The organism is Sutcliffiella horikoshii (assembly GCF_044809035.1).
Lineage (GTDB): Bacteria > Bacillota > Bacilli > Bacillales > Bacillaceae_I > Sutcliffiella_A > Sutcliffiella_A horikoshii_G.
Genome location: NZ_CP085237.1, coordinates 3,026,044 through 3,052,990 on the forward strand (window position 1 = coordinate 3,026,044; position 26,947 = coordinate 3,052,990).

Annotated in this window: 25 protein-coding genes and 1 other RNA gene; 4 read left to right on the forward strand and 22 right to left on the reverse strand. The window is 42.8% G+C overall.

All coding sequences use genetic code 11. The features are described 5' to 3' along the window. Positions 1-31: 31 nt before the first annotated feature. The 12 genes from LG307_RS15880 to LG307_RS15935 all read right to left on the reverse strand — a co-directional run bounded on the left by LG307_RS15880 (position 32) and on the right by LG307_RS15935 (position 12,058). Entirely contained in the window at positions 32-1,498 is a 1,467-nt protein-coding gene (locus LG307_RS15880) for a CoA-acylating methylmalonate-semialdehyde dehydrogenase (protein ID WP_404443937.1), read from the reverse strand. A gap of 165 nt (positions 1,499-1,663) precedes the next feature. Next, positions 1,664-3,271, reverse strand: coding sequence for a PucR family transcriptional regulator (locus tag LG307_RS15885; protein ID WP_404443940.1), 1,608 nt, complete (start codon positions 3,269-3,271; stop codon positions 1,664-1,666). A gap of 168 nt (positions 3,272-3,439) precedes the next feature. After that, the gene (locus LG307_RS15890) at positions 3,440-3,673 is read right to left on the reverse strand and encodes a hypothetical protein (protein ID WP_010196066.1); all 234 of its coding nucleotides are present in this window, start codon (positions 3,671-3,673) and stop codon (positions 3,440-3,442) included. Positions 3,674-3,745: 72 nt separating this feature from the next. After that, on the reverse strand, positions 3,746-3,976 hold the full coding sequence (locus tag LG307_RS15895; protein ID WP_404443943.1) for a hypothetical protein: 231 nt from the start codon (positions 3,974-3,976) through the stop codon (positions 3,746-3,748). A gap of 20 nt (positions 3,977-3,996) precedes the next feature. Further along, positions 3,997-5,463 (reverse strand): NCS1 family transporter, encoded by a 1,467-nt coding sequence (locus LG307_RS15900; protein WP_404443946.1) that lies wholly within the window; start codon positions 5,461-5,463, stop codon positions 3,997-3,999. A 265-nt stretch (positions 5,464-5,728) separates the two neighbouring features. Next, positions 5,729-7,153, reverse strand: a complete 1,425-nt coding sequence (gene hydA / locus LG307_RS15905) for a dihydropyrimidinase (protein ID WP_404443948.1) — start codon at positions 7,151-7,153, stop codon at positions 5,729-5,731. A gap of 13 nt (positions 7,154-7,166) precedes the next feature. Next, on the reverse strand, positions 7,167-8,453 hold the full coding sequence (gene preA, locus LG307_RS15910; protein WP_404443951.1) for an NAD-dependent dihydropyrimidine dehydrogenase subunit PreA: 1,287 nt from the start codon (positions 8,451-8,453) through the stop codon (positions 7,167-7,169). 23 nt (positions 8,454-8,476) lie between these two features. Beyond that, entirely contained in the window at positions 8,477-9,796 is a 1,320-nt protein-coding gene (locus LG307_RS15915; protein ID WP_404450475.1) for an NAD(P)-dependent oxidoreductase, read from the reverse strand. Positions 9,797-9,965: 169 nt separating this feature from the next. Then, a complete protein-coding gene (locus tag LG307_RS15920; RefSeq protein ID WP_148987725.1) occupies positions 9,966-10,856 on the reverse strand; it encodes a nitrilase-related carbon-nitrogen hydrolase in 891 nt (296 codons plus the stop codon). Between the two features lie 340 nt (positions 10,857-11,196). Then, entirely contained in the window at positions 11,197-11,352 is a 156-nt protein-coding gene (locus tag LG307_RS15925) for a YrzQ family protein (protein WP_082153507.1), read from the reverse strand. A gap of 22 nt (positions 11,353-11,374) precedes the next feature. Further along, entirely contained in the window at positions 11,375-11,569 is a 195-nt protein-coding gene (locus tag LG307_RS15930; RefSeq protein WP_047969446.1) for a hypothetical protein, read from the reverse strand. A 15-nt stretch (positions 11,570-11,584) separates the two neighbouring features. After that, positions 11,585-12,058, reverse strand: coding sequence for a PRC-barrel domain-containing protein (locus LG307_RS15935; RefSeq protein ID WP_404443955.1), 474 nt, complete (start codon positions 12,056-12,058; stop codon positions 11,585-11,587). A gap of 186 nt (positions 12,059-12,244) precedes the next feature. Here LG307_RS15935 and LG307_RS15940 point away from each other — a divergent pair, with 186 nt between their 5' ends. Further along, complete coding sequence (locus LG307_RS15940; RefSeq protein ID WP_404443958.1) at positions 12,245-12,868, forward strand: hypothetical protein; 624 nt, start codon at positions 12,245-12,247, stop codon at positions 12,866-12,868. A gap of 94 nt (positions 12,869-12,962) precedes the next feature. On the opposite strand, the gene LG307_RS15945 is transcribed toward LG307_RS15940, so the two are convergent. The 6 genes from LG307_RS15945 to LG307_RS15970 form a co-directional block, all read right to left on the reverse strand. Beyond that, entirely contained in the window at positions 12,963-15,365 is a 2,403-nt protein-coding gene (locus tag LG307_RS15945; RefSeq protein WP_404443961.1) for an ATP-dependent RecD-like DNA helicase, read from the reverse strand. 18 nt (positions 15,366-15,383) lie between these two features. Then, positions 15,384-16,040 (reverse strand): tetratricopeptide repeat protein, encoded by a 657-nt coding sequence (locus LG307_RS15950; RefSeq protein WP_404443963.1) that lies wholly within the window; start codon positions 16,038-16,040, stop codon positions 15,384-15,386. Positions 16,041-16,127: 87 nt separating this feature from the next. Beyond that, positions 16,128-17,243: a tRNA 2-thiouridine(34) synthase MnmA gene (gene mnmA / locus LG307_RS15955; RefSeq protein ID WP_404443966.1), complete on the reverse strand. Its 1,116-nt coding sequence runs from the start codon at positions 17,241-17,243 to the stop codon at positions 16,128-16,130. An 18-nt stretch (positions 17,244-17,261) separates the two neighbouring features. After that, the gene (locus tag LG307_RS15960; protein WP_404443969.1) at positions 17,262-18,410 is read right to left on the reverse strand and encodes a cysteine desulfurase family protein; all 1,149 of its coding nucleotides are present in this window, start codon (positions 18,408-18,410) and stop codon (positions 17,262-17,264) included. A gap of 46 nt (positions 18,411-18,456) precedes the next feature. Then, entirely contained in the window at positions 18,457-18,873 is a 417-nt protein-coding gene (gene cymR / locus LG307_RS15965; RefSeq protein ID WP_088018959.1) for a cysteine metabolism transcriptional regulator CymR, read from the reverse strand. A gap of 32 nt (positions 18,874-18,905) precedes the next feature. Beyond that, the gene (locus tag LG307_RS15970) at positions 18,906-19,580 is read right to left on the reverse strand and encodes a YitT family protein (RefSeq protein ID WP_404443971.1); all 675 of its coding nucleotides are present in this window, start codon (positions 19,578-19,580) and stop codon (positions 18,906-18,908) included. Positions 19,581-19,752: 172 nt separating this feature from the next. On the opposite strand from LG307_RS15970, the gene LG307_RS15975 reads away from it, so the two are divergent. Beyond that, complete coding sequence (locus LG307_RS15975) at positions 19,753-21,024, forward strand: replication-associated recombination protein A (protein WP_404443974.1); 1,272 nt, start codon at positions 19,753-19,755, stop codon at positions 21,022-21,024. A 110-nt stretch (positions 21,025-21,134) separates the two neighbouring features. Further along, entirely contained in the window at positions 21,135-21,836 is a 702-nt protein-coding gene (locus LG307_RS15980; protein ID WP_404443976.1) for an RsfA family transcriptional regulator, read from the forward strand. 50 nt (positions 21,837-21,886) lie between these two features. On the opposite strand, the gene LG307_RS15985 is transcribed toward LG307_RS15980, so the two are convergent. Then, entirely contained in the window at positions 21,887-22,654 is a 768-nt protein-coding gene (locus tag LG307_RS15985; RefSeq protein ID WP_404443979.1) for a ThiF family adenylyltransferase, read from the reverse strand. A 200-nt stretch (positions 22,655-22,854) separates the two neighbouring features. Here LG307_RS15985 and LG307_RS15990 point away from each other — a divergent pair, with 200 nt between their 5' ends. Next, positions 22,855-23,310 (forward strand): hypothetical protein, encoded by a 456-nt coding sequence (locus tag LG307_RS15990; protein ID WP_404443981.1) that lies wholly within the window; start codon positions 22,855-22,857, stop codon positions 23,308-23,310. Positions 23,311-23,484: 174 nt separating this feature from the next. On the opposite strand, the gene ssrS is transcribed toward LG307_RS15990, so the two are convergent. The 3 genes from ssrS to hisS form a co-directional block, all read right to left on the reverse strand. Further along, a non-coding RNA gene (ssrS, locus tag LG307_RS15995) (6S RNA) lies at positions 23,485-23,674 on the reverse strand. A gap of 65 nt (positions 23,675-23,739) precedes the next feature. Then, complete coding sequence (aspS, locus tag LG307_RS16000; RefSeq protein ID WP_404450476.1) at positions 23,740-25,512, reverse strand: aspartate--tRNA ligase; 1,773 nt, start codon at positions 25,510-25,512, stop codon at positions 23,740-23,742. A 3-nt stretch (positions 25,513-25,515) separates the two neighbouring features. After that, positions 25,516-26,796 (reverse strand): histidine--tRNA ligase, encoded by a 1,281-nt coding sequence (hisS, locus tag LG307_RS16005; RefSeq protein ID WP_404443984.1) that lies wholly within the window; start codon positions 26,794-26,796, stop codon positions 25,516-25,518. Positions 26,797-26,947: the final 151 nt, after the last annotated feature.

Below are 26,947 nucleotides of genomic sequence, written 5' to 3' on the forward strand. Positions count from 1 at the left end.
TTCTATCTGACTCTATACTCTACACCTTATTTTAAAAATCGAATCTTGATGTGATCATTTTTTTGCGGGTGAAGAAATTGACTCCATCTTTGCCGTTTACATGAAGATCACCGTAAAAAGAATCTTTCCAGCCGGAGAATGGGAAAAATGCCATGGTCGCAGGCACACCTACATTCACTCCGATCATTCCTGCATCAGCCTCTTCCCGGAACTGCCGAACTGCCTTCGCATCCTTAGTATAGATGGTTGCACCATTGCCAAAACGGGATTTCTCAATATGGGACAGAGCTTCATCTAAATCCTTTGCACGCAAGAGGCTGAGGACCGGAGCAAAAATTTCTTCCTTGGCTATCGTCATGTCAGGGGTTACATGATCGAAAATGGTCGGTCCAAGGTAGTTGCCTTCTGTCATTTCATCCATTTCTTTTCGTCCATCCCGAATTAGGGATGCTCCCTCTGAAACACCTTGTGTAATGTACCCAAGTACCTTTTCCCTGTGACTTTCCCTGATGACAGGCGTTAACAATACTTCTTCATCCATGCCGTTCCCGATTGTCAGAGAGTTTGCTTTATTTTTCAGTTCTTCTACAAATTGATCGTTATCCCCCACTACCACTACTGCACTGCAAGCCATGCAGCGCTGACCTGCGCTTCCAAATGCCGATGTCAAAATATGTTGAGCAGCTTTTTCGATGTTGGCATCCGGCATGACGACATGATGGTTTTTCGCTCCAGATAACGCCTGAACCCGTTTGCCGTTCTTGGCGGCGGTCTCATACACATATTTTGCCACCGGCTGGGAACCAACAAAGGAAATTGCTTTAACATCCGCATGATCTAAAAGTCCATTTACCACATCATGGGCACCATGGACGATGTTCAACACCCCGTCAGGCGCTCCCGCTTCTGTAAACAGCTCGACTAATCGGTTGGCTAGCATCGGAGTCCGTTCTGAAGGCTTCAACACAAACGTATTTCCGCATGCGATAGCGAGCGGGAACATCCAAAGCGGAACCATCATCGGGAAGTTAAAAGGAGTTATTCCCCCTACCACTCCCAGTGGATATCTATACATGCTAGAATCAATATCTTCGGCAATATTGGATAAGGTCTCCCCCATCATCAGTGTTGGAGCTCCTGCTGCAAACTCTACACACTCCAGCCCTCTCTGTACTTCCCCGTGTGCTTCCTTGAACGCTTTTCCATTTTCAAGCACAATCAGCTTTGCCAGTTCATCATGATTTTCTGTTAGAAGGTGATGGTAGGCATACATGATGCGTGCACGTTTAGGCACAGGCACCTCTTTCCATGTTTTAAAAGCGGTCTTAGCTGCTTTCACTGCCTCTTCTACATCTTCTTTAGTGGAGATTGGGACCTTTGCCAAACATTCTTTTGTCGCCGGATTGATGACTTCCATCTGATCCGCACCTTTTGAGTCCACCCATTTACCATCTATAAAATTTTGCAATACTTCTGTGTCTTTTGAAGTAATAGTCATAATTTTGTCCTCCTTATTAGTTTTTTGAATTTTTAGAACTTATGACTATTATCTGACAAAATAGAAAGGCTTTCATTAGACAAAATGTAAAATGGATAAGGTTTCACTCCTGACATTTTGCCAAGAAAAAAAGTTGATTCCTATAGGACCAACTTTTTTTGCAAGTTAAAGACTATATGTTTTGCTATCTCCGTCCAAATAAGAATTGGTGGTATTCAAATATTCATATACCATCACCATGAACTCAATGACCAGTCTCTTTTCGGAAGTCATGAAATCCTCTCCCAGTAAACTTTCTAATTTTTGAATTCGATGATAGAGAGTCTGCCTGACAATATAGAGCTTGCTTGCCGTCTCTTTTTTAGATCCATTGCAGGCAAGATATATTTTTAATGTTTCAAGAAGTTTTCCGTTATGCTTGTGATCATAGACAATGACAGGCTCCAAATATTCCATAACAAAATCACGCAAGTCATGGTGTTTTTGCATGAACGATATCAACCGATAAATGTGAAGATCCTCGAAAAAGGAAAAGTGTTCTTCTTTTAACAACTGTTCCTGAATTTGCATAGCCTCCCAGGAGGACTGATAACTTTTCGAGAGTTGATCAAGCGGCAGGACATACTTTCCAACGGCAAAACGGAGCGAATAATTCCCTTTATTGTCTTTTTGTTTGCTGAGGATGTTGGCTACTCCTTCTGATAGTCTTTCCTTCCAGCCCCACTCCTCTCTTCTGTTAATAAGAATGACCGTGAGCGTATTTTTCATTTCCGTAAAAAATACAGAAAAGCCTTGTTGCTCGAAAACAGAGCGAAATAAAAGGGTGAGATAGGTTTTATCCAACGCGGGCGCCTGCTGATTTTTCTTTTTACATAGAAGTACCACCCCGCCTTTATGAAAAACCGCCTCATTGCGACCAAGGAAATCTCGAATCGATTCTTTGTTTTGACCACCCTCAAGCCAACTGCGGAGCCATTCACTTTCTTCTAGTCTTCTTTTCTCCTCCACATATAACCCTCTCAAAATATGTTGAGCAAGCGCTGTAATGGTCCGGTCTAAAAGCAGATGATCAAACTCGCTCAAGACCCGGCCATGGGAAAGAATGTGAATGACGCCATGTTGCTTGTCCAATACCTGTACAGACTCTTTCCAATACCTTTCCTTTACCGGCTCAGCTTTAAGCGAGCATAGAATTTTTTTCCTCTCGTGGATGGGAACGTCAGGGATGAAGTATCTTTCTTGATTATTATTTTCGTATATAATTTGTGTTTCCAAATGTTCTTGAAGATAGTGTAGTATCTGAATTTCATGGGTGATCGTCAAAAGTTTTTTGTTCAATGTTTGAGAGTAGCTTTCGAGTTGAGAGATCATTTGATATTGCTGGTTTATCAAGACAGAATGAATATCTTGCGTTATATCTACAAATGACACTTCTTGATGAAAGAGGATGAGAGGGAATGCTTGTGCATTGGCTAAGTCAATGATTTCTTGTGGGATGGAGGGGATGTATGCGCCTTTCTCAATACACAATCCGGCAGCCTGGCAATTAATGAGCTGTTGGACAAAGGATATGAACTTTTCCGTATTATTGCCAAAGGATACCCCCGTGGATAAAATCAATTCCTGTCCATTCAACAGTTTTTCTATATTGGTTATCTCTACGACATGTACCCATTTCACTTGGCGGTGCATGCCTTGCTCACCTGCTATTACTTCTGATTTTTCAAAGTGTTTCCGCTTCATGATCTCCTGTAAGGACAGCATGGTTTTCATGTATTCACCCCTTTGTTCAAGATGGTTGCTACTATTATGTATGACTAGGTCCTAACTTGATACTTTTATTATAACGTAAGCAGAGGTATTATTTGATTAAATATTCTGACAAAAATACACAAAAGATGACATGTTGGTAGTTACTCAACATGTCATCCACTTTTTCACTTAATTATTTATTGGAAAATATAATTGAATCTCTTGAACCATTTCTTGAAATTCACCTTCATCATTGAAATCGCTTGAATCCCAATTCTCCAAAATCCAATTTACCAGTTCTTCAGGCGAATTAAAAAACTCTCCACTAGAATCTGCTTTGCGGATGGTGAATCTGTTATTATCCTCATCGATTGTTACTTCACAGGGATAGGCGCTTTCTTTGCATTTCAATTGATATTCCATATAAAGAATACTCCTTTCACGATGCAGTTTACATGATTTTATTCACAGCAGGTGGAAACTATGAAGGTTTCGTTAATTTTCTTGCCTTTGTTGCTTAATCAAAAGGGAGGCAAAATACTTCCTGGAATCTGCATGTTTAATGTGTAGGGTCTCTTCATGGGATATTTCTTTCTTGCCATCATTTCGTTCTAGAACAAGAAAGGCTCCCTCTAAGTTCTCTTCTACATCTTTAATACGAAACCCTTTATTTATGAAAAAGTCTATCTTTTCTTTTTCTGCTACATATTGTTGATAATCACTCAAAATATATTCCTCCTTACATATTAACTTGAAAGTTCTTTTGGTTCCTCATAGGCATCTGCTTCGTCCACAATAATCCAATCTCTTCCAACTGTAATGCCAAGATACTTCTTATCATCAGGATCCTCAATTTCAGCCTGCTGGTACTTTTTAAAATACCAATATTTTGCCAAAATGTAATATAACCCTCCGCCCACTACAAAACCGACGATAAAAGAGTAGTTCGCAAGATAGTATGCTGCTGCTCCTCCTACAAACCAAGAAATAAAACCTGCTAAATTAAAGCCCTTTGTATACTTGAACTGGCCATTATTTTCATAGAGATCATGAACATTCACGCGGCGTTTTCTTAATAAATAGTAATCTGCAAACAAAATCCCCACGATTGCAGAAAGAATCCCGCCGACAATTAACAGAACCGGAATAAGTATCCCAAAAAGGTTCCAAGGTTGAACAACAGAACCGACGATCCCAGCAATGACAACGCCTGCCCAGAACGGAACTTTTGGGCCTCCAACGTTGGAGAAGATAGTTGCAGCCGGAATGAGGTTGGCAGAAGCATTGGTGGACCATTGTGCAAAGATAATCATCAATAACAGTACGCCTAAAACAATACCGCTGGCTGCTTCTTGCAATGCCACAACAGGATCATAGTTTGATACTGCGATATAAGAGACACCGCCGATAGCTACCATGAAGGTTTGTGTAAGTGGTAAGGCTATGACGCTTCCGACAATGCTGGATTTGTTTCTCTTTAACCAGTTTCGTTCAAATTTAGGCGCTTTAATAAAACGGGAGATAGAAGGGATATCTGCTGCCAATGTTGCCCAGAATCCCATGTTGGTGAAAATGACAATCAGGAATGCCGTTACTGCCGCCCCTCCTGTTACAGGACTTTCAATCCAAGACCATACTTCCCTGCCTTGTGATAAAGCCCTGTCTGAAAGGGTGGTGTACATCCAGGCAGAAATAATGATAATGATTGGTGCCGCAAGATCAGCAAAACGCTCCACCGCCTTAATGCCAAGTGCTGTATTTAATAGTTGGACAGCAGCAAAGATGAGAAAGCATACAAACCAGTTATCAAAGCCTGTTAGTGTAAATAGAATGGCATTCATGGCAGTGGCACCGAAGTAGGTGTTGATACCAAACCAGAAGGATGCCGCCAAACCGCGAATGATGGAAGGGATGTGTGTCCCTATTGTTCCAAACGGCGCCCGCATATAAACCGGGAAGGAGAGACCATGTTCAATCCCTATGTCCCCTGTAATGGTCATGAACAATCCGATGGCTACACTTCCGATGATCGTTGCAACTATTACCCAGCCGAGTGATAAGCTTTGCACGCCTGCTCCACCGATGGCAAAAGCAGCGAGGACTACCGCCATACCGACCCACATGACGGCAAAGCCGAGTGTGCCGATTTTTCTGTTTGAGTGAGAGATTGGCAGCAGGTCAGGCGATTTCAGGTAACTTTCATTCTTTTTCATCACAACACCCCATTATAGAATTTATGATTTCTACCAATTCTTGCAGATCTCCGTTCCGGGTGATCGCTTTCAGCGGGGCGTGTGCTTGAGCCTCCTCACAACGCTTCAGGGGTCTCAACCTACCGCTATCGGAGTCTCTCACCCTGCACTCCGAACTGCAAGGAAATATCGTTATTTTCTTTGATATAACAAATGCTTGACCTAGGGTGATAGTGTAGGTCAAGCATACGGAGGTTGATGGAATAGAATTTTTAGGTTTGGTAGGTCAGATGGACAAGGTCTCGTTCTGTTTAAGTTGGGATGTTGCTCCATATTTATTGCGTTTAATATATTGCCCGCTTCCGGCCTTACCGACAAATTGCTTGTCGCGGACGACAAACTCACCTCGAACCAAGACAGATACAGGTTCACCGGTTATTTTCATTCCTTCGAATGCATTATAATCAACGGACATATGGTGTGTAGAAGCGGATATTACCCTTTCATGGTTTGGGTCAAAAATGACGATATCGGCATCGGCGCCAACGGAAATGGTCCCTTTTTGGGGAAACATGCCAAAAAGCTTAGCAACTCGGGTGGATACAATGTCAACGAACTGATTGATGGATATCCTTCCTTTTTTCACACCTTCTGAAAACAAAATGCTGACTCTGTCTTCGATCATCGGCCCACCGTTTGGAATTTTGGTAAAGTCACCTTTCCCCAACGTTTTTTGACCTTCAAAGTCAAACGAGCATTGATCAGAGCCAAGCGTCTGAAGCTGGCCGCTTTTTAAGGCATTCCATAATACTTCTTGATGCCATTTATCACGAAGCGGCGGGGACCAGACATATTTGGCGCCTTCAAAGTTTGGTTTTTCCAAGTAGCTTTTATCAAGCGCCAGGTATTGTGGACAGGTTTCTCCCCAAATTTCCACCCCTTTATTTCTTGCTTCGGCAATTTTTTCTACTGCTTCCGCACAGGATACATGAACCACATAAAGTTGCGAATCTGCAAGAGAAGTAAGTTGTGCAGCTCTTCCAGTCGCTTCCCCTTCCACCTCTGGAGGTCTTGTAAGAGCATGATATATCGGGTCTGTATTTCCTTTTTGGAGTGCTTCCTTGGTCAGATAATCAATGACATCTCCGTTCTCCGCGTGAACCATCACAAGTGCGCCAAGATCTTTCGCTGCCCTTAAAGTATGAAAGAGGGTTGCATCATCTGCTTGGAACACATTTTTATATGCCATAAATACTTTAAAAGAGGTGATCCCTTCTTTTTCAATGACTTGTGGAAGCTCCTTCATTACCGATTCATTCATTTCACCGATCATCAAATGGAAACTATAATCGATAACCGCTTTATCCTTTGATTTGTCATGCCAGGTTTTAATAGCATCTTGAAGCGGTCTGCCCTTTTCTGTCAGACAGAAATCAATGATGGATGTCGTTCCTCCAAAAGCTGCCGCCATTGTTCCACTTTCAAAGTCATCCTTTGTTACAGTGCCCCCGAATGGCATATCCAGATGAGTATGGGGATCTATCGCACCCGGGAAGATATAGCAGCCTTTTGCATCAATTACTTCCGCATCTGCTGATGAAAGATTAAGGCCAATAGAAGTGATGGTTTCTCCATCAATTAAAATATCTGCTTCATACTGGTCACTTGCCGTCACAATTATTCCGTTCTTAATTAGTTTTATTGCTGGCATTTGTCCTTCCCCCTTATTTAACCGTATCCACTTCAAATTGCTTCAATAATCCAAGAGCAGACTGTCTGTCATTCCAAGTCATCGGCGGCTGTTCATGCGCAAGCTCCACCATGGTGATCGCATCCTCCACCGGACAGACGATCGAACATAAATTACAGCCAACACAATCCTCTTCTCTTACCTGCAAGTACGATTTACCAGATGAATCCTTCAGCATATCAATACATTGATGGGAAGTATCCTCACAAGCGATATGGCATTTGTTGCAGTTAATACAGGTGTCTTGATTGATTCTTGCTACAATCTTGTAGTTTAGGTCAAGGTTGCCCCAATCTGAATACTTCGGAACAGATTTTCCAACAAGGTCCATGACCCTGGCAATTCCTTTTTCATCTAAGTAATTGTTCAGCCCATCCAACATGTCTTCCACAATTCTGAACCCATGATGCATAGCTGCCGTACAGATTTGAACACCAGTTGCCCCCATCAACATGAACTCGACCGCATTTTGCCAATTAGAGACTCCGCCCATTCCGGAAATCGGCACATTTACTCTTGGGTTTCTTGCACATTCCCCCACCATATTCAGGGCAATCGGTTTTACAGCAGGTCCGCAATATCCGCCATGAGCACCTTTACCGCCTACATGAGGTATCGTGTTCCAACTATCAAGATCCACACCTGCGAGGCTATTTATGGTGTTGATCATACTGACAGCATCTGCTCCCCCTCTGACTGCTGCTTCTGCCGTAACAGTAATATCAGTGATATTAGGCGTTAATTTAACAATTACAGGTGTATTGGCCGCTTCTTTTGCCCAATATGTTTGCTTCTCCACAAGCTCCGGAACCTGACCGGATGCAGAACCCATTCCCCGTTCAGCCATTCCGTGTGGACAGCCAAAATTCAACTCAAGTCCATCGACCCCGACAGCTTCTACCTTTTTCACAATCTCATGCCATTTTTCCTGTTTTGGTTCCACCATCAAAGAAGCGATGACCGCTCGATCTGGAAACTTCTTTTTTGTTTCTTCAATTTCTCTTAAGTTCACTTCCAGAGGCCTGTCGGTAATGAGCTCAATGTTGTTGAAGCCCGCTACCCGCTGGCCATTGAAACTGACCGCTGCAAAACGAGACGACACATTTATAATCGGATCGCCGAGCGTCTTCCATACAGCGCCTCCCCATCCTGCTTCAAAAGCGCGCTGTACTTGATAACCTGAGTTAGTAGGCGGTGCAGAAGCAAGCCAGAATGGATTAGGCGCTTTAATACCTGCCAAATTTATCGATAGATCTGCCAAATGCTTTCCCCCTCACACAATTTTTAAGCCGTCTCTACTTTATTTTTCACCAGTTTTTCATAAAGGGCATATGCGGTAAGTTTTCCTTGTTCCGCAGCAGTTACCACCATGGCTTCTCCTTGCCCCTTCCCAAACACGACATCTCCGCAGGCAAATACTTTTTCATTAGAGGTTTGATGAGTATGCGTATCTATTTTCACAACGCCATCGTCGTGAATGAGACCAAATTGTTCAATGAGATTTGTATACCTCGTCTGCCCGATTGCCTTAATTACTGCGTCTACTTGCAGTGTGAATTCAGAACCTTCCACTTTCACAGGCCTTCTTCTTCCATCGGCACCTGGTGCTCCAAGTTCCATCTTTATACATTCAATGGAAGTGACTTCTCCTTTTTCGTTACCGATTATTTTACTCGGCGCTGTAAGCCAGCGGAATTCCACTCCATCCTGCTTAGCAAACTCATATTCAAAGTCATAGGCGGTCATCTCTTCATGAGTTCTTCGATATAGTATTTTTACATTTTCCGCTCCAAGTCTTACCGAACATGTCGCACCATCGATTGCAGTATTTCCTGCCCCAATGACCACCACATTCTTTCCTTTGAATTTGTCGGTAATGCTGTTGGTTTTTGTTTCTTTTACAAAATCAATGGCATCATATACTCCATTAAGTTCTTCTCCTTCAATTCCAAGCATCGGAACACTGGCCATGCCAATTGCTAATATCACACCATCATAGTCAGTCAATATTTCCTCTACGGAAATGTCCACTCCCACTCTTGTATTGGTCCGTATCTCCACATCCAAGCTTTTGACCTGTTCCACTTCCCAGTAAGAAACACTTTTAGGTAAGCGGAAGGAGACAATGCCATACGTATTAAGTCCACCCGCTTCTTTTTCCGCTTCAAATATGGTCACCTGAAAGCCAAGTAGAGCCAATTCCCGCGCTGCAGAAAGACCTGCCGGACCTCCTCCGACAATCGCCACTTTCTTCCCGTTGGATTTTCCTTTTTGGAAGAGAATCTGCTCGTTTCGAATGGCCCAATCTGTTGCATAACGTTGAAGGTCACCAATGACAATCGGTTTAGTATGATGATTTAGAACGCATGCTCCTTCACATAACTCCTCCGTCGGACATACCCTCGAACAACTTGCCCCTACAGGGTTGGCACTCATGATTGTTTTGGCTGAACCCTTTAAATTTCCTGATGCGATTTTTTTTATAAAAGAAGGAATATCAATACTTGTCGGACACGCTACTATACATGGTGCGTCGTAGCAATATAAACAGCGGTTTGCTTCTTCTAGCGCTTCCCTATCCGTTAAACCCGGTTTAGCTTCCATAAAATTCACAGCTAAATCTTCTAAATCGATTCGTTTCACTGTCCCTTTCACATACCCACTCCCCTTTATCCCATCTCGCAATAAAAAAAGGTAACCCATATCCACGGATGTGCCCAATATTCAATACTGGAATCAGGTTCACAAACTGCGAATGAGTTACCTCTGTCCTTTACGGCAAAAGTGCGGTCATTTCTTCATATGTCTCCGGTCGTCTATCACGGTAAAACTGCCACACATCTCTCACTTCACGAATTAGTTTTTTGTTCATTTCACCAATGATTACTTCATCTTGATCCCTGCTTCCTATGGAAACAAAGGACCCTCTTGGATCGACCAGATAGGACTGTCCATAAAACTCGCCCATCTTCCAAGGTCCTTCCACCCCGACCCTATTAATGGCACCGACATAATAACCGTTTGCCACGGCATGTGCCGGCTGCTCAAGCTTCCAAAGGTATTCAGAAAGTCCTGCCACTGTAGCAGATGGATTAAATACAATTTCCGCTCCTTTTAAACCAAGCAAGCGTGCTCCTTCAGGGAAATGGCGGTCATAGCATATGTACACGCCAACTTTTGCATATGCTGTATCAAAAATCGGGTAGCCAAGGTTTCCCGGTTTGAAATAGAATTTCTCCCAGAACCCGTGTCCTTGGTCTCCTACACCGACTTGAGGAATATGTTGTTTACGGTATTTACCGAGATATTTTCCGTCCGCATCAATCACCGCTGCGGTATTGTAATACGTCGCAATGCCTTCCCTTTCATAGATCGGAAGGACAATAACGACACCTAGCTCCTTTGCAAGGTCTTGAAACAATTTTGTCGTCGGACCATTTGGGATTTCTTCCGCAGCCTCGTACCATTTGGCATTTTGTTCACTGCAAAAGTATGGACCGTAGAAGATCTCCTGCAGACAGATGATCTGAGCACCCTTTGCTTTCGCTTCTCTTACAAGTTTAATATGCTTTTCAATGGCTGCCTTTTTATGGACCTCCACTGCCTCTGAACCATCCACATCATTGGATGCCTGGATTAAACCTATCATCACTTTGTCGGACATATATGAGCCTCCTTTTTGATGAGTGCATGCTTTCGAAAAATAAATTATTAGAATAATTAGAACTTTATGTATATTCTACTGTCTTTAGGCTCCTATTTCACTATACATAATGTCAAATGATACAGGGGGAGGACTGTCCAAAATGTAAAACGGCAGCAACCTAGTTGATTGTAGTGGAAGGCGCGTAGACGCCCGCGGGAGGAAGGGACAGGTGAGACCCCGGAAGGCGGAAGCCTGAGGAGGCTCACGGACCGCCCGCAGGCAAGCGAAGCACCTGGAACGAAAATCAACTGTTCAAACGAAAAAAACCCGTTCCTCTTAAAAGGAACGGGCTCATGCATTAAGAAAACAATCGCTTGGCTTGCTTTCTCATTTTCTTCATATTGCGTTTGGAAGTCATATCTCCCAAAAAGTTTTGCACATCATTATTTCGGCTAAGTCGAGTGGCAGCGGCTCCAAGGCCAATCATTAACAAGGATGTCATAGCTCTGTTCATGCGACTCACTCCCAAGTTTTAGTTACATACTAATTTGTCGATCGTCTTCATGAAACAAATCATCCAAAGAACTTAACGTTCCATCCTCTTCCACTTGATGAGTATGGACCATCCCTTTGGATACGGAAAGCTCAATAAAACAACCCCAACAATAATACTGATTCACACCGATTTTACCGATATCTTTACTTTTGCAATTAGGACAACAAAGGACCATCATTGACACCTCGCGTTAGGATAGTACAGAAACGACGACGGTATCTTTTCCAATGACAAGGTCTGAAGGATTCTTTACTATTTTCTTTCCTTCTGACAAATCTGCGAAAAAACCGTCCGTTACTTCATATCCTACGATTGTGCCCGTTTCTTCCTCAAAGTATACATCATCCAACAGGCCAAGCTTATCTCCTTCGGCCGTTATAAAGGACTTCCCTTTTATACCGTGAAAGTGATGATAATACACTTGGCCGTCCTCTTTGTCAATTGGTGTGAGGGCATGATCTCCTACCATGATCCCTTCATCACCAAAGGAGCGGATGTATTCAAAAGGCAGAAACTTTGCTCGACGGAACAAACCTTTTCCATCGATGATCAGTCCTCTAATATGCCCTGGTTCTTCCATGCAAAGATCTTTTACTCGGCCAATCTTGTTGCCTGATGCCGTATCATAAATTAGCATCCCAATCACTCGAGAAAATGTTCTCAAAGAATCCACCTCTTTTCGAACATTACTAGCTTTTGTTTGAATGGTTCTGTTGATACTGCGAAAGGTTTTCCATTTTAAAATAGGTGTTTTCATTTAAAAACAGGCCAATTTTCTCCACCTTTGACCAAGCAGTATTTCGCAAATCGAATAGTATGTAAAGAATTCAATTAAAGGAGGTGAAAATTTATGCTTAAATATTACTATTACAAAAGTGAACACAAAATGGCTATGGAAGACGATGCAGCAAAATTTGACTATAAGAAGCATGATAAGAAGGATCATTGTGAGAAGCAAGACAAGAAGGACCATTGCGACAAGCATGACAAGAAAGATCATTGCGACAAGCATGACAAGAAAGATCACAAAAAGGATCATTCAAAATTAGTGGAATTTGCTTATGAAACATCCGACCCTATTACAGTATTACCGTTATCTCTAACCTTTCCCCTAAGCACACAACCACAAGTCATTGCTACAGCCACTCTGAAGGATGTCGAAAAAGGGAATGTCGTATGGCTAAATGGCCTTTACCATGTAAACAACAACTCGCCGGAATTTGCAGATGTATTTACAAGAATTTATCGAGGGAACATCTCTCCAGCAAATTTAATTTATCAAAGCATTGTAGAAATTGACGCAGAAGGAAACGACGATGCAACAGAATCTGTTACTCAGTTCGTGGATGTGATTCCTGCTGATGCAAAGAATGTAACCTATTATCTGACAGCTCAAAAAGGTCCGTTTTCTGACGACTTAAGTGTCTTTGCATACGGTCCCATTACTTTTACTGTTGCAGAAATCAAACAGTAAGGTGAACACGTAAAAACCCAAAGAAGCTTGCCCATTGGTGGACAAGCTTCTTTCCCATTTGTAATTACCCTAATTTAGCCTATTGACACCGCCATTATTCTTCATCCATAAAATCGTATGGACTTATATTTTCCATGCCGATGCTGGCGTCTTTCCAGAAAGGGACTTCTTGGAGGACAGGATCCATGACTTCTTCGTCTGGCAACGTTCCGGACTGTTTTATTTGAAGCCTTTCTTTCAATGATGTTTGCCTTGCCATTTCATCCGCTCGCTGCACTCCGAGTTTTAATGCTTCTTCTTCGCCGCAAAGAATTAAAAAACGTTTGGCACGTGTCACAGCAGTGTAAAGTAGATTCCTTCGTAACATCCTGTAATAACTTTTCACTACGGGTAATACCACAATAGGGAACTCACTTCCTTGAGACTTATGTATGGAACAGCAGTAGGCGTGGGTTATCTGCCCAAGATCCTGCTTGGTATAAGTTACCTCATTGCCATCAAAGGATACAATCACCATATCCTGTTTTTCGGTATTTTCTTTCGCATAAAAGATGGAGACAACTTCACCGATGTCACCATTGAAAACATGACTTTCCGGTTGATTGACAAGCTGCAGGACTTTATCACCTGTTCGGTAGACGACATTGCCGAAGCTCAGTTCTCTTCTTTGGTCACTTTTAGGATTAAAAAGTTCTTGAAGCATTTCATTTAGTTTGTCTATTCCAGCTGTTCCCCTATACATCGGAGCAAGCACTTGAATATCACGTGCTGAATACCCTTTGCTTTGCGCATTTGCACACACCTTTTTTACTACATCCAATATTTGCGTTTGGCCACATTTTATAAAAGATCGGTCTTTCTGTCCAGATGAAATGTCTGCTGGCACTAGACCGTCTTTCATATCATGCGCAAGCTCGATGATAGACGATCCATCTGCTTGTCTGTAGATATCTGTCAGCTGAACAGTAGGTATCACTTTGGACGCGAGTAAATCTTTTAACACCTGACCAGGACCTACGGAAGGAAGCTGATCCTCATCCCCTACTAAAACAACCTGGACGTCTTGTGGAAGAGATTTAAATAATTGATTGGCAAGCCAAATATCCACCATTGACACTTCATCCACAATCAGAAGTTTCCCTGGGATGGGATTTTCTTCGTCATGTTGAAACCCTTCCGAACCGTTCCAGCCGAGTAGCCTATGGATGGTCACAGAAGGCAGCCCAGTTGCTTCACTCATTCGCTTGGCAGCACGGCCTGTTGGGGCCACAAGCATAATGGGAAATGGATCTTCCTTGCTGTAATCATTAGGTTCCAAAGAACAACCATGAAGATCCGCGTACAGTTCAACAATTCCTTTAATAACGGTCGTTTTACCTGTACCAGGTCCTCCTGTCAAAAGTAGCATCGGAGTCATTAATGCTTGCTGAATCGCCTCTTTTTGCGAAGGAGCATACTGAACCTTCAATCTGTCTTCTAGTTCACCTAATGCCAGCAAAAACTCCGACTCTGGAAACTGTTCGGCATATTGGGTCTGTTCCAGCACCCTTTGGATATTTGTAACAACACCTTGCTCTGAAAAATAGAGACTAGGTAAGTACACTTTACCTTCTTCTGCTTTTAGTTTTCCTTCTTCAGTCAGTTGCAAAATTTCCCGAGAAATGTCAGAGTCTGCAACTAAACCATGTTGCTTTTCGTTTAGTAGCCTGACGACCGCTTCGGTAAGCTGATTCTCGTACACATAACAGTGGCCATCCTGCATGGAATGCTGTTCCAACATATACAAGCAGCCTGCCCTGATGCGATCTGGATGATTGCCTGATATCCCGAAATCATTTCCAAGTTCATCTGCTCTAGCGAACCCGATGCCTTCCACTGTTTCCACAAGCGCATACGGGTTTTTCTGAAGGGTTTCAATCGTTTGATCTTTATAGGCTTGATAAATTTTCATGGAAAGCTGAGGTCCAAATCCAAACTGTGACAGGGCAATCATGACCTGCTCTAAACCTTGATGTTCCATCAACGTGTCATACAGCAGTTTTGCCTTATCGCCGGCAAGCTTTGGGATGGAATCCAACACAGAAGGATTTTCCAATATTTTGGAAATAGTATTTTCACCAAGTGCATCCGCTATTTTCTCTGCTGTCTTTCTTCCTATTCCTGAAAAGAGATCACTTGAAAGATATTGGACAATACCGTGTCTTGTTTGCGGAATATCCTTACGAAAGTGCTCTACATGGAATTGGAGACCGAACCGGGGGTGTTCCTTCATCTGTCCAAAAAATATGTATGTCTCGTCTTCATGGATACGAGGGAAATAACCAGTAACGACCGCTTCTTTTTCATCATATGCAACATTCGTCTCCGTCACCCTGATCCTCACCACTGAATACATATTGGATTCATTATGGAAAATGGTGACTAGATGCGATCCTTTTATAAACTTTTCATGTTCCTCGAATAAATCGAGAGAGGATTGTTGCTTTTGGTCCTTCATGGGATTTCCCTCCTTTCCCTAGTTTTCTTCTGTAAGAATTTTTTTCGCATGGGCAGCTAGCATGTGATCTGCTTGTACGTTCAATGCATTATCCAGATTCTCCAACGCTTTTTCCCTATTTTCTTGGTAGGCATAGGCAACCCCTAGATTATAAAAAGCATCGGCGTGCATAGGATCAGCTTCTACCACCTTTTCAAATTCCGTTGTCGCTTCTTTAATCAAGCCTTGTCCTGCTAAGCACAATCCGTATTGGAATCTTGCTTCGGCATCTTCTGGCTTCAATTCTACAGCTCGTTGAAAATACGGAAGAGCAAGCTTTGGCTGATCAAATTGCAATAAAGTCATCCCCAGCATAAAGAAGATATCACTGTCGTTCACACCTTTTTTCATCGCAAGTTCAAACTGATCTTTTGCTTCGTTCCATTTTTCTAGTTGATAATAAACATTTCCAAGACCATAGTGCGCAGTTCCGATTGTGTCGTCTTTTTCCAACGCACGTTCAAAAAACTTCATCGCTTTTTCTAATTCACCGACAGCACTTAGGACATTTCCAAAGTTCACATATGCTACCGAATTATCCGGATTCTCTTCTATTTCTTTTGAAAAAGCCGCAAGTGCTTCTTCGTATTTTCCTTCTTGAAGGTATTGAATACCTAACGCATTATTATCTTTCATCTGTTCAGACACCTCATCTATTTCATAAGTCTTTTTAGTATATCATAGAGAAAACCTCCATTCCTTATGGAATCGAGGTTTTCACTTTTATCCTACATACCAAAGCTTTTCATTGTTTTTAAAGACATGGTCGATGGTTCCCCCGCCAAGACATTCGTCGCCATTATAAAAAACGACTGCTTGACCAGGAGTAATTGCTCGAACTGGCTCATCAAAAATAACCTTTACTTGGTTATCCTCCAAATGCTGAATCGTAACCTTGTTATCTGCTTGACGGTAACGGAACTTGGCAGTTAGTGAAGTTCCATCGGCTGGTGGGTTGTCAGACACCCAACTGATATCGGTAGCAGTAATGGAATCAGAGTATAGTAATTCGTTGTGGAAACTTTGCCCAACATACAGAACGTTCTTCTCCAAATCTTTTCCGATAACAAACCAAGGATCTCCGCTTCCGCCGATACCAAGACCGTGACGTTGCCCGATAGTATAATACATCAAACCGTCATGCTTGCCTTTCACTTCTCCATCCATTGTCAACATGTTTCCAGGTTGCGCAGGAAGGTATCCGCTTAGGAATTCTTTGAAGTTGCGCTCCCCGATGAAGCAAATTCCCGTGCTGTCTTTTTTCGTTGCGGTTGCTAAGTTGGCACGTTTGGCAATTTTACGCACTTCTGATTTTTCGATATTGCCGATTGGGAACATTACTTTAGATAATTGCTCTTGACCTAGTTGATTCAAGAAATATGTTTGGTCCTTGTTGTCATCAAGCCCGCGTAGCATTTTATATTCGCCGTCGCGGAATTCCACTTGTGCATAGTGTCCGGTAGCTAAATAATCCGCACCAAGGTCCAATGCATGCTCAAGGAAAGCTTTGAATTTAATTTCTTTGTTACACATAACATCAGGATTTGGCGTGCGTCCTGCTTTGTACTCATCTAAGAAGTATTGGAACACTTTGTCCCAGTATTGTTTTTCAAAATTTACCGCGTAATAAGGGATTCCAATTTGGTTGCAGACACGAATGACATCGTTGTAGTCTTCTGTTGCCGTACAAACCCCGTTTTCATCGGTGTCGTCCCAGTTTTTCATGAAAATGCCGATTACATCGTAGCCTTGTTCTTTTAGGAGAAGGGCTGCTACGGATGAATCTACTCCACCAGACATTCCTATTACTACACGGGTGTTTTTTGGTTCTTTTGTCATCTTGATCACCCCGTATTATTATTTCTTTCGTGTTAATCTTTTTACGACTTTGGCTGTTTCTTTGGCAGCGTGTGTGATGTCTTCGATTGTGTTTCCTAGTCCGAAGCTGAATCGGATGGAAGAAGCAATTTTGTTTGAGTCTTTTCCGAACATGGCGACTAGGACATGGGATGGGTCGATGGAGCCTGCTGTGCATGCCGATCCGCTAGACACTGCAATTCCTGCCAAATCCATGTTAACCAGCAAGGACTCTACATTTGTCCCTGGAAAATAAACATTCAACACATGCGGCAATGTTTCTTCTGCTCCGCTGTTAACCTGAAACGAGACGTCTTCTTCGTGCCAAATTTGAAGCATGGTTTCTTTATATTTTTTATACAATGCCACTTTTTCTTCTGCTTGTTCCATGCTCAGTTCAATCGCTGTTTTCAAGCCGACGATCCCTGATACATTTTCCGTACCCGCACGGCGTTTCCGTTCTTGTTCGCCGCCGTAGGTTAAGTTTGTAAAAGTAGCCCCAGACCTTGCATATAAGAAGCCTACTCCCTTAGGTCCATTGATTTTGTGAGAAGACATAGAAAGAAAATCAATGCCTTGTTCCTTTACATTAATTGAAAGAAGTCCGAAAGCTTGTACAGCATCTGTATGAAAATAAGCTTGATGTTCTTTTAGTAATTCGCCGATTTCTTTGATTGGCTGAACCGTTCCAACCTCATTATTTCCATACATGATGGTGACAAGGATAGTTTGATCAGTCAGTGCACCTTTCAAGTCATCGAGATTAATCTGGCCGTATTCATCGACAGGCAAATACGTTATGTCAAAACCTTCTTTTTCTAGCTGTTCACATGTATGCAGAACCGCATGGTGCTCGATTTGCGTTGTAATGATATGATTTCCGCGTGATTTGTTGGCGCGAGCGACTCCGATGATGGCTAAGTTGTCTGCTTCTGTCCCGCCGCTTGTAAAAATGATTTCTGTTTCTTTCGCACCAATGGAAGTGGCTGCAACATGTCTGGCCTCATCCACCAGATGCCTTGTTTTTCTTCCAAATCCATGGATACTGGAAGGATTTCCGAAATCCTCCCTCATTACAGGAAGCATACTATCGAGGACAGCTGGATGCATGGGTGCCGTTGCTGCATGGTCTAAATAGATCTGTTTCAATGAGGACGCCTCCTTTCGTACAGTTAATATTCCCCTGATCTATTTCTTAGATGTAGAACATATATGCTTCTTGATCTCCGCCTTCATAATTGGCCAGATCATCAAGTGTTGTGCTGTCCAATACGTCTTTTACCGCATCACGAATTCGGATCCACAACTCTCGTTTTGCTGGTTCTTCATCGTCGATTACCTCAACCGGGCTGATTGGTCCTTCAAGAACACGAATGATATCTCCAGCCGTAATTTTCGCTGGTTCATCTGCTAGAATATAGCCACCGTATGCGCCTCTTATACTTTTTACTAGCCCTGCATTACGAAGAGGTGCAATCAATTGCTCTAAATAATGCTCTGAGAGGTCATGCGTTTGTGCGATCGTTTTTAACGAAAGAGGACCTTCCCCCACATTTTTTGCAAGTTCAATCATTATGGTTAATCCGTAACGTCCTTTGGTTGAAATTTTCATCTCCGAACACCTCTACTCTTTCTATTCAGTCTCTATATTGGAAAGGTTACTTTTTTATCTTTTTTATGTTGTATTTTATATAGTAATGAGTCCGCTGCTTTTTGACAGGCAGGCAAAGTCAGACCGACGATGCTTCCAATGGAAAGGCTGAATAGTATGGTTCCGATAAAGACCGGTCCACCCAAAAGCCAACCTAAACATAATACTACTAATTCCATTCCTAATCTAATATATTGCACTTTCCATCCTGTCACTTCGGTCAGGGCAATCATCAAACTGTCTCTTGGTCCTGCACCGCATCTGGAAGAAATATAAACGCCTATTCCAATTCCAATGACTACCACGCCTAATAAGAGCATGGTCACCTTACCGATAAACATCTCCGGTGTGTGCAATTGTGGAATCATCATATACAAGTCAATGAATATTCCGACCATCAGCATGTTTAAAAAAGCTCCTAATGGCGGCATTTTTTTGGTAATCATAGAAGAAATCATCAAAATAAAAAAGCCCACAATGATGGACCATGTACCAATCGTGAGTCCGATTTGGTAGAAGAGTCCGATGTGAAAGACATCCCATGGCGCGCTGCCTAAGTCAGCTCGTATCATTAAGACAATTCCAAAAGCCATGATCAACAGCCCAATAAAATAGATGCCCCATTTTGCCAAAAACAACCTTCTGACTATACTCCGCTCTTCCTGCATGCTGCCTCTACCCTTCTGTCTTTACTCGTTTCTGTCTCTAATTAAAATCTATCCTATTATAGCATAATTTCAAAGGTTTTACATTTTGTCTGTTTTGTTTTAATGCATGATGATAATTATGGTACAGTGGGTATGGGACACTAGATGTCATTGTATGCAGGAAGGTGTTTAAATGAACAATAAACCACTGGCCTTTCGGATGAGGCCTCGCACAATAGATGAAATGGTAGGTCAGGAGCACCTTGTAGGAGAAGGCAGAATCATTCAAAGAATGGTAAAAGCAAAACATCTCTCCTCCATGATTCTCTACGGTCCACCCGGTATAGGAAAGACGTCTATAGCCACTGCCATTGCCGGAAGCACACAATATGCATTCCGGACATTAAATGCGGTAGTACACAATAAAAAAGATATGGAAATAGTGGCAGAAGAAGCGAAGATGTCAGGAAAGGTCATTCTTATTTTGGATGAAGTGCATCGACTTGATAAGGCAAAACAGGACTTCCTGTTGCCTCACCTTGAAAATGGACGAATTGTTCTGATTGGGGCCACCACAAGCAACCCTTATCATGCGATTAACCCTGCCATTCGGAGCAGATGCCAGATTTTCGAGCTTCATCCTCTGTCTGTAACGGAAATCAAACACGTCATCATGCAAGCATTGGATGACAAGGAACGAGGTCTTGGAGATTATCAAGTTGAACTTTCTGAAGGTGCCCTGGAGCATTTTGCAAATGGCTGCGGCGGGGACGTTCGTTCTGCGTTGAATGCTTTGGAGCTGGCGGTACTTTCCACCACTCCAAGTGATGATGGAAGAATAATGATTGGTGTGGAAACAGCTGAAGAATGCCTGCAGAAGAAAAGCTTCTATCATGACAAAGATGGAGACGGGCATTATGACGTTCTCTCGGCGTTCCAAAAATCCATTCGCGGCAGTGATGTCGATGCAGCCCTTCATTATTTGGGACGCTTGATTGAAGCGGGGGATCTAGTGAGCATTGGAAGACGACTCCTTGTAATTGCCTATGAGGATATCAGCCTGGCTAATCCACAAGCGGGCGCACGAACATTATCAGCAATTGAGGCCGCAGAAAGACTCGGATTTCCAGAAGCACGAATTCCTTTGGCAAATGCAGTTATTGAACTCTGCCTATCTCCTAAGTCCAACTCAGCATATAAAGCGCTGGATGAGGCATTGGCGGATATCAGAAAAGGACTTGTCGGCGAAGTTCCTGCCCATTTGAAGGATGCTCACTATAAAGGTGCCGCCGCTCTTGGACGAGGGGTTGAATATAAATATCCACATGACTATCCGAGTGGATGGGTGCCGCAACAATACTTACCCGACAAACTCAAGCACAAATCCTATTACAAGCCGAAAGATACAAGCAAATTCGAAACAGCGCTTGGGCAAATATATGAAAAAACCAAGAAGAAAAAATAAGGGGCCGAGTTGCCCCTTATTTTTTTATGTTAATCTAGTAAACTTTCGTATATTATTCCTCTTTTCTGGAAAAGATGGTAGAAAACGACCGTTTTAAGGAGTGGATTGAAATGAAAGTTAGACAAGACGCATGGTCTCACGAGGATGATTTATTGCTTGCAGAGACTGTTTTACGATACATAAGAGATGGTGGTACACAACTTGCTGCCTTTGAAGAAGTGGGAGATGCACTAAACCGCACATCAGCCGCATGCGGATTCAGATGGAATGCCGAAGTCAGGAAAAAATATGAACCTGCAGTCGCCATAGCCAAAAAGCAACGGAAAGAGAAAAAGCGTGCGCAGGATAAACTAGCAAAACTACAACAAAAAATCGATACTGTTTCAGCTAAGACAGTATCCAATCAATTATTGGAAATGGAATGGTTGCCTGCACCAAAAGCGGCTTCCAGTGAAAATGTCAGCCTGCCATTTGAATATGATATAGAAGAAGACGAAGAGTATGCACCGCTCCCAGTTCGAAATGCGACTGCAGTTGCGGCTGCTCCAACTTCCATTACCCTAGACGATTGCATTCACTTTTTACAGAGCTTCCAACAAAATCAGAATTCTGATTACCGCTTGCGGTTGGAAAGTGAGAGGTTGCAAAAAGAAAATCAATTGCTTAAACAGAAAAATCAGTCCCTCGAAAAGCAGCTTAAGAATTTAGAAGAACAACAAGTTGCGATAAAAGAAGATTATGAAATGCTCGTCCAGATTATGGATCGTGCAAGAAGATTGACCGGCAACGGCGTGCAGGATGAAGTAATGTAAAAAACAGAAAAGAAGGCCTCGTCATGAGTTGACGAGGCCTTCTTTCTTTATTATTGTTGTCCACCGACACGTTGGATTTTAACATCTTTCAAAATGTCGTTGATGACATATCCACCAAGGATAAGTCCCGCTACAGACGGAACGAATGCATTGGAGGAAGGTGGCATTTTGGCTTTTCGGATTGGAGCATTATCATTTCCGACCGTTTTACGAACGTCCTCACGAATGACAATCGGGCTCTCGTCAGAGAATACCACTTTGATTCCACGGTGAATGCCTTCTTTACGCAGACGTGTTCGGATGACTTTTGCAATAGGATCTGTATGAGTTTTAGAGATGTCCGCCATTTTAAAGCGGGTTGGATCCATCTTATTTGCAGCACCCATACTGGAAACCATCGGAATCTTGCGCTTTAGACACTCTTTCATTAAGTGTATTTTATAAGAAATCGTATCGGATGCATCAATGACATAATCAAGGCCATAGCTGAAGAACTCTTCGTACGTTTCTTCTGTATAGAACATTTTTAGTGCAATTACTTCACAATCAGGATTGATGTCTTGGATTCGGGCTTTCATCAAATCTGCTTTTGGTTGTCCCACTGTGGACATAAGTGCATGAATCTGACGGTTCACATTTGTGATATCCACATCATCTTTATCAACCAAAATAAGACGGCCGACGCCGGAACGTGCTAGCGCTTCTGCTGAAAAAGATCCTACTCCGCCAATTCCTAATACTGCAACCGTACTATTTTTAAGGGTTTCTAGACCTTCTTTACCTATTGCCAATTCGTTTCGTGAAAATTGGTGTAACATTGCATATCAACTCCATTTATCGCTTGTTTCTTTTTAAATGTCTTTTAAAGATTGTACCCGAAATCGAATATAACATACTTTGGGTGAAAAGCAAGTAGTCGGATAGGAATTTTTCTTTTTTACGAATTGGGTTTCAATACCTTATAATGAAGGGAATAGTAACTGGATATTATTTTTTTATTGAAAGCGGGGAGTTTGTATTGAGAAATCTATTAAAGGCCTTATCTTACTTCTTAGTGATTGGCAGTGGTTTAGTAACAATCTTTCGCTTGAACAAAACAAATAAGCAGTTGATGGCACGGGAAACAACTTCGTTTCAAGTGAAGCAAACATTGGAAGCGATTGCTGCAACATTGGAAAAGACACAAGAAAGTGAGCGTTCCACCCCAGCAGAAAGCAAGCAGCAAACTTTGGAGCTTACTGAAGTTGGGGGTTCGGACGTGATGATTTCGGATATAGAAGTTGAAGAGAATGATCAAGAAGCTGCCGAGGAACAACAAGAAAATCCCCCTTTGATAAAAGCAAACAAGAACGCACGTGGTGAATACATCTATCATGTTCCGGGCGGCGTTTTCTATAACCGGACGACGCCAGTGGAATGGTTTCATACGGAAGAAGAGGCGCAGGCGAAGGGGTATCGGAAATCTGCGAGGTAATAATTGTTTGTGGTACAACCTTCATTTTTTGTGGGGGTTGTTTTTTTGTGTTGGGCGGCGGGGTATGAGGAATATGTTGACGTGACTTTGGCTGCTACAGGAGTCATACAAATCTCCACAAAAAAACCGGTATCCCGCAATAATGCGAGATACCGGTTTTTGATTCGTATGTAGGCAAGTCCCAATCGTGCCGTCGTCGATGCCTTCGTTTTGATCCCCGCTCACAGCAGGTGGGTGCTCTGTTTCATGCATGTAGTAAGTCCTCACGAGGAAGGCATTTACGCAGCGACGAAAACTCTGAGCTCCCGTATAATCTATTGTTCGGTCAAAACAATAGGTTATACGACGAACACATCAGGACTTGCGACTTCTTGAAGTAATCTTAACACACAGGTATTGTATTTTCAAGCCATCACCGTCTAGCAAAATCTACTCTTTTTTGACAGCTAGCGACAAACTTAACTCGTCTAATTGACCACCTGCAACTGGACTTGGCGCTTCTGTCAGGATGCAGCTTGCGCTTGCGGTTTTAGGGAATGCAATGGTGTCACGCAAGTTCGTTCTACCTGCCAACAACATAACTAAACGGTCTAGACCTAGGGCGATTCCACCATGTGGAGGAGTTCCATATTCGAATGCTTCAAGAAGGAAACCGAATTGTTCTGTTGCCTCTTCTTTACTGAAGCCAAGTACTTCAAACATTTTTTCTTGAATGTCACGTTCGTAAATACGTAAGGATCCACCGCCAAGCTCATATCCGTTCAGTACTAAGTCATACGCTTGTGCGCGGACTTCACCTGGATTTGTTTCCAGCAATGGAAGGTCTTCACGTACCGGCATTGTGAATGGGTGGTGAGCAGCAAAGTAGCGGCCTGCTTCTTCATCGTACTCTAGTAACGGCCAGTCAGTAACCCATAAGAAGTTGTATTTGCTTTCGTCGATCAGCCCAAGTTCTTTTCCAAGCTTCAAGCGAAGAGCGCCAAGGGCATCTGCAACAACAGATTTTTTATCTGCCACGAATAGGATCAAGTCCCCTTCTGCAGCGTCTAAAGATTGAATGAAACCTTGTTGTTCTTCTTCATTGAAGAATTTTGCGATAGGTCCTTTCAATCCTTCTGCTTCTACTTTTAACCATGCTAAACCTTTCGCTCCATAAACAGCGACAAATTCAGTAAGGGCATCGATGTCTTTGCGGGAGTACTTGCTTGCCGCACCTTTTACATTGATTGCTTTGACTTGACCCCCATTATTAACAGCTGCGCTGAATACTTTGAATCCGCAGTCAGCAACCTGCTCGGACAGATCAACAAGTTCCATTTCAAAACGAGTGTCCGGCTTGTCAGAACCGTATCTGTTCATGGCATCCTGATACGTAATACGCGGGAAGGATTCTGGCACATCCACACTCTTCGTATTTTTCATCACCATTCTCATCATATCTTCCATCATGCCGATAATTTCTTCTTGTGATAAGAAGGAAGTCTCGATGTCGACTTGTGTGAACTCAGGCTGTCTGTCTGCACGAAGGTCTTCGTCACGGAAGCAACGAGCGATTTGGTAGTAGCGCTCTACACCGGAAACCATCAACAGCTGCTTGAAAATTTGTGGTGATTGTGGCAACGCGTAAAACTCACCTGGATGTACACGGCTAGGTACTAGATAGTCACGAGCACCTTCTGGCGTGCTTTTGGTTAAAATAGGTGTCTCCACTTCCATGAACTGCTGATCGTTCAAGAACTCACGGATAGAACGCGTTACATCATGACGCATCTTCAATGTGTCAAACATAACCGGACGGCGAAGGTCCAAGTAACGGTATTTCAGACGGATATCTTCGTTCACTTCTGTTTTGCTGTCCACTACGAATGGAGGTGTTTTCGCAGCATTTAAGACTTCAATTGCCTCGGCCTGCACTTCGATTGCACCTGTTTTCAGGTTAGGGTTTACTGTCGCCTCGTCACGCGCAACCACTTTCCCTTTAATATATAAAACGTACTCGTTACGAACATTTTCAGCTGTTTGTAGAGCTTCTGCGGATACGTCTGGATTGAATACGATTTGAACGATTCCTCTACGGTCACGAAGGTCTAAGAAAATAAGTCCTCCAAGGTCACGGCGCTTTTGCACCCAGCCTTTTAATTCAATTGTTTCTCCGATGGATGATTGTGGGACTTCGCCACAGTTATAAGTTCTACCTTGCATCATTTATCTCTCCCCACTTTTCTTTTCTGTGATGAATGCTACTGCTTCTTCGAAAGAAACTTCCTGTTGCTCGCCTGTTTGCATTTCTTTAATGGAAACAACGCCTTTATCAAGCTCATCATCGCCAAATACGATGGTGTATTTTGATTGCAAACGGTCGGCAGCTTTGAATTGTGCTTTTAATTTTTTGTCCTGATAGTCTTTTTCCGCTACTATTCCAGCTTTTCTTAAATCAAATAGTAACTTTACTGCTGCTTCTTTTGCCTTGTCTCCAAGTGCAACCACGTAGCAGTCGATGGAATCTTCAAAAGGAAATTTCACATTCTCTGCTTCCATGGCGGATATTAGGCGCTCGATGCTTAAAGCAAATCCGATACCAGGTGTTTCGGGTCCGCCGATTTCTTGAACAAGGCCATTGTAGCGACCTCCACCACAAAGTGTGGTGATTGCACCAAAACCTTCTGACGTGCTCATGATTTCGAATGCCGTGTGATAATAGTAATCAAGTCCGCGCACCAAGTTCGGGTCAATTTCATATTGAATTCCCAGTGCGGAAAGATAGGCTACCACTTTATCAAAATAGACCTTGGATTCTTCATTCAGGTAATCAAGGATGGATGGAGCCGTTGCCATCAACTCGTGATCACGGTCTTTCTTGCAATCAAGGATTCTTAATGGGTTCTTCTCAAGACGGCCTTGACAATCCCCACAGAATTCGTTGATTCTCGGTTGGAAGTGGTTGATCAGTGCATCTCTGTGAGCTTGTCGGCTCTCTTTGTCACCTAGGCTATTGATAACCACCTTTAAGTTGTTAAGACCTAAGCTTTTATATAATTCCACTGCCAATGCAATTACTTCGGCATCAATGGATGGATCATTGCTTCCAAGTGCTTCAATACCGAATTGAACGAACTGACGAAAGCGGCCTGCTTGTGGACGTTCATAACGGAACATCTGGCCAATATAGTAAAGTTTCGTTGGTTGAGTTGGTGATCCGAACATTTTGTTATTTACATAAGAACGAGCCACTGCAGCTGTTCCCTCTGGACGTAGTGTCAGGCTTCTGCCACCGCGGTCTTCAAATGTGTACATCTCTTTCTGTACCACATCCGTCGTATCCCCCACACCTCTTAAAAACAACTCCGTGCTCTCAAAAATCGGCGTCCTGATCTCCTTATAATTATATAACTCACAAATCTCCTTCGCCTTCGCCTCAATATACTGCCACTTCTCCACCGTACCAGGTAAAATATCCTGCGTACCACGCGGTATCTGAATCGCCATTAACGGTTCCTCCTTATAAAGGGGTCAGACCCCTCTTTCGTTATTTAAAGTGGTAAAGAGGGGTCTGACCCTCTCTACGTTAATTCATTACATCAATAAAGCATCTTACCTATTTTTCCAAATAAAAAACTCCCGTCCCTTGTTTATTAAC

What these genes read in the sequence shown, in the direction of transcription:
- LG307_RS15880 (WP_404443937.1), bottom strand. Translation starts at nt 1,498, where the DNA reads ATGACTATTACTTCAAAAGACACAGAAGTATTGCAAAATTTTATAGAT.
- LG307_RS15885 (WP_404443940.1), bottom strand. Translation starts at nt 3,271, where the DNA reads ATGAAAACCATGCTGTCCTTACAGGAGATCATGAAGCGGAAACACTTT.
- LG307_RS15890 (WP_010196066.1), bottom strand. Translation starts at nt 3,673, where the DNA reads ATGGAATATCAATTGAAATGCAAAGAAAGCGCCTATCCCTGTGAAGTA.
- LG307_RS15900 (WP_404443946.1), bottom strand. Translation starts at nt 5,463, where the DNA reads ATGAAAAAGAATGAAAGTTACCTGAAATCGCCTGACCTGCTGCCAATC.
- hydA (WP_404443948.1), bottom strand. Translation starts at nt 7,153, where the DNA reads ATGCCAGCAATAAAACTAATTAAGAACGGAATAATTGTGACGGCAAGT.
- LG307_RS15915 (WP_404450475.1), bottom strand. Translation starts at nt 9,796, where the DNA reads ATGGAAGCTAAACCGGGTTTAACGGATAGGGAAGCGCTAGAAGAAGCA.
- LG307_RS15920 (WP_148987725.1), bottom strand. Translation starts at nt 10,856, where the DNA reads ATGTCCGACAAAGTGATGATAGGTTTAATCCAGGCATCCAATGATGTG.
- LG307_RS15925 (WP_082153507.1), bottom strand. Translation starts at nt 11,352, where the DNA reads ATGAACAGAGCTATGACATCCTTGTTAATGATTGGCCTTGGAGCCGCT.
- LG307_RS15930 (WP_047969446.1), bottom strand. Translation starts at nt 11,569, where the DNA reads ATGGTCCTTTGTTGTCCTAATTGCAAAAGTAAAGATATCGGTAAAATC.
- LG307_RS15940 (WP_404443958.1), top strand. Translation starts at nt 12,245, where the DNA reads ATGCTTAAATATTACTATTACAAAAGTGAACACAAAATGGCTATGGAA.
- LG307_RS15945 (WP_404443961.1), bottom strand. Translation starts at nt 15,365, where the DNA reads ATGAAGGACCAAAAGCAACAATCCTCTCTCGATTTATTCGAGGAACAT.
- LG307_RS15950 (WP_404443963.1), bottom strand. Translation starts at nt 16,040, where the DNA reads ATGAAAGATAATAATGCGTTAGGTATTCAATACCTTCAAGAAGGAAAA.
- mnmA (WP_404443966.1), bottom strand. Translation starts at nt 17,243, where the DNA reads ATGACAAAAGAACCAAAAAACACCCGTGTAGTAATAGGAATGTCTGGT.
- cymR (WP_088018959.1), bottom strand. Translation starts at nt 18,873, where the DNA reads ATGAAAATTTCAACCAAAGGACGTTACGGATTAACCATAATGATTGAA.
- LG307_RS15970 (WP_404443971.1), bottom strand. Translation starts at nt 19,580, where the DNA reads ATGCAGGAAGAGCGGAGTATAGTCAGAAGGTTGTTTTTGGCAAAATGG.
- LG307_RS15975 (WP_404443974.1), top strand. Translation starts at nt 19,753, where the DNA reads ATGAACAATAAACCACTGGCCTTTCGGATGAGGCCTCGCACAATAGAT.
- LG307_RS15980 (WP_404443976.1), top strand. Translation starts at nt 21,135, where the DNA reads ATGAAAGTTAGACAAGACGCATGGTCTCACGAGGATGATTTATTGCTT.
- LG307_RS15985 (WP_404443979.1), bottom strand. Translation starts at nt 22,654, where the DNA reads ATGTTACACCAATTTTCACGAAACGAATTGGCAATAGGTAAAGAAGGT.
- aspS (WP_404450476.1), bottom strand. Translation starts at nt 25,512, where the DNA reads ATGCAAGGTAGAACTTATAACTGTGGCGAAGTCCCACAATCATCCATC.
- hisS (WP_404443984.1), bottom strand. Translation starts at nt 26,796, where the DNA reads ATGGCGATTCAGATACCGCGTGGTACGCAGGATATTTTACCTGGTACG.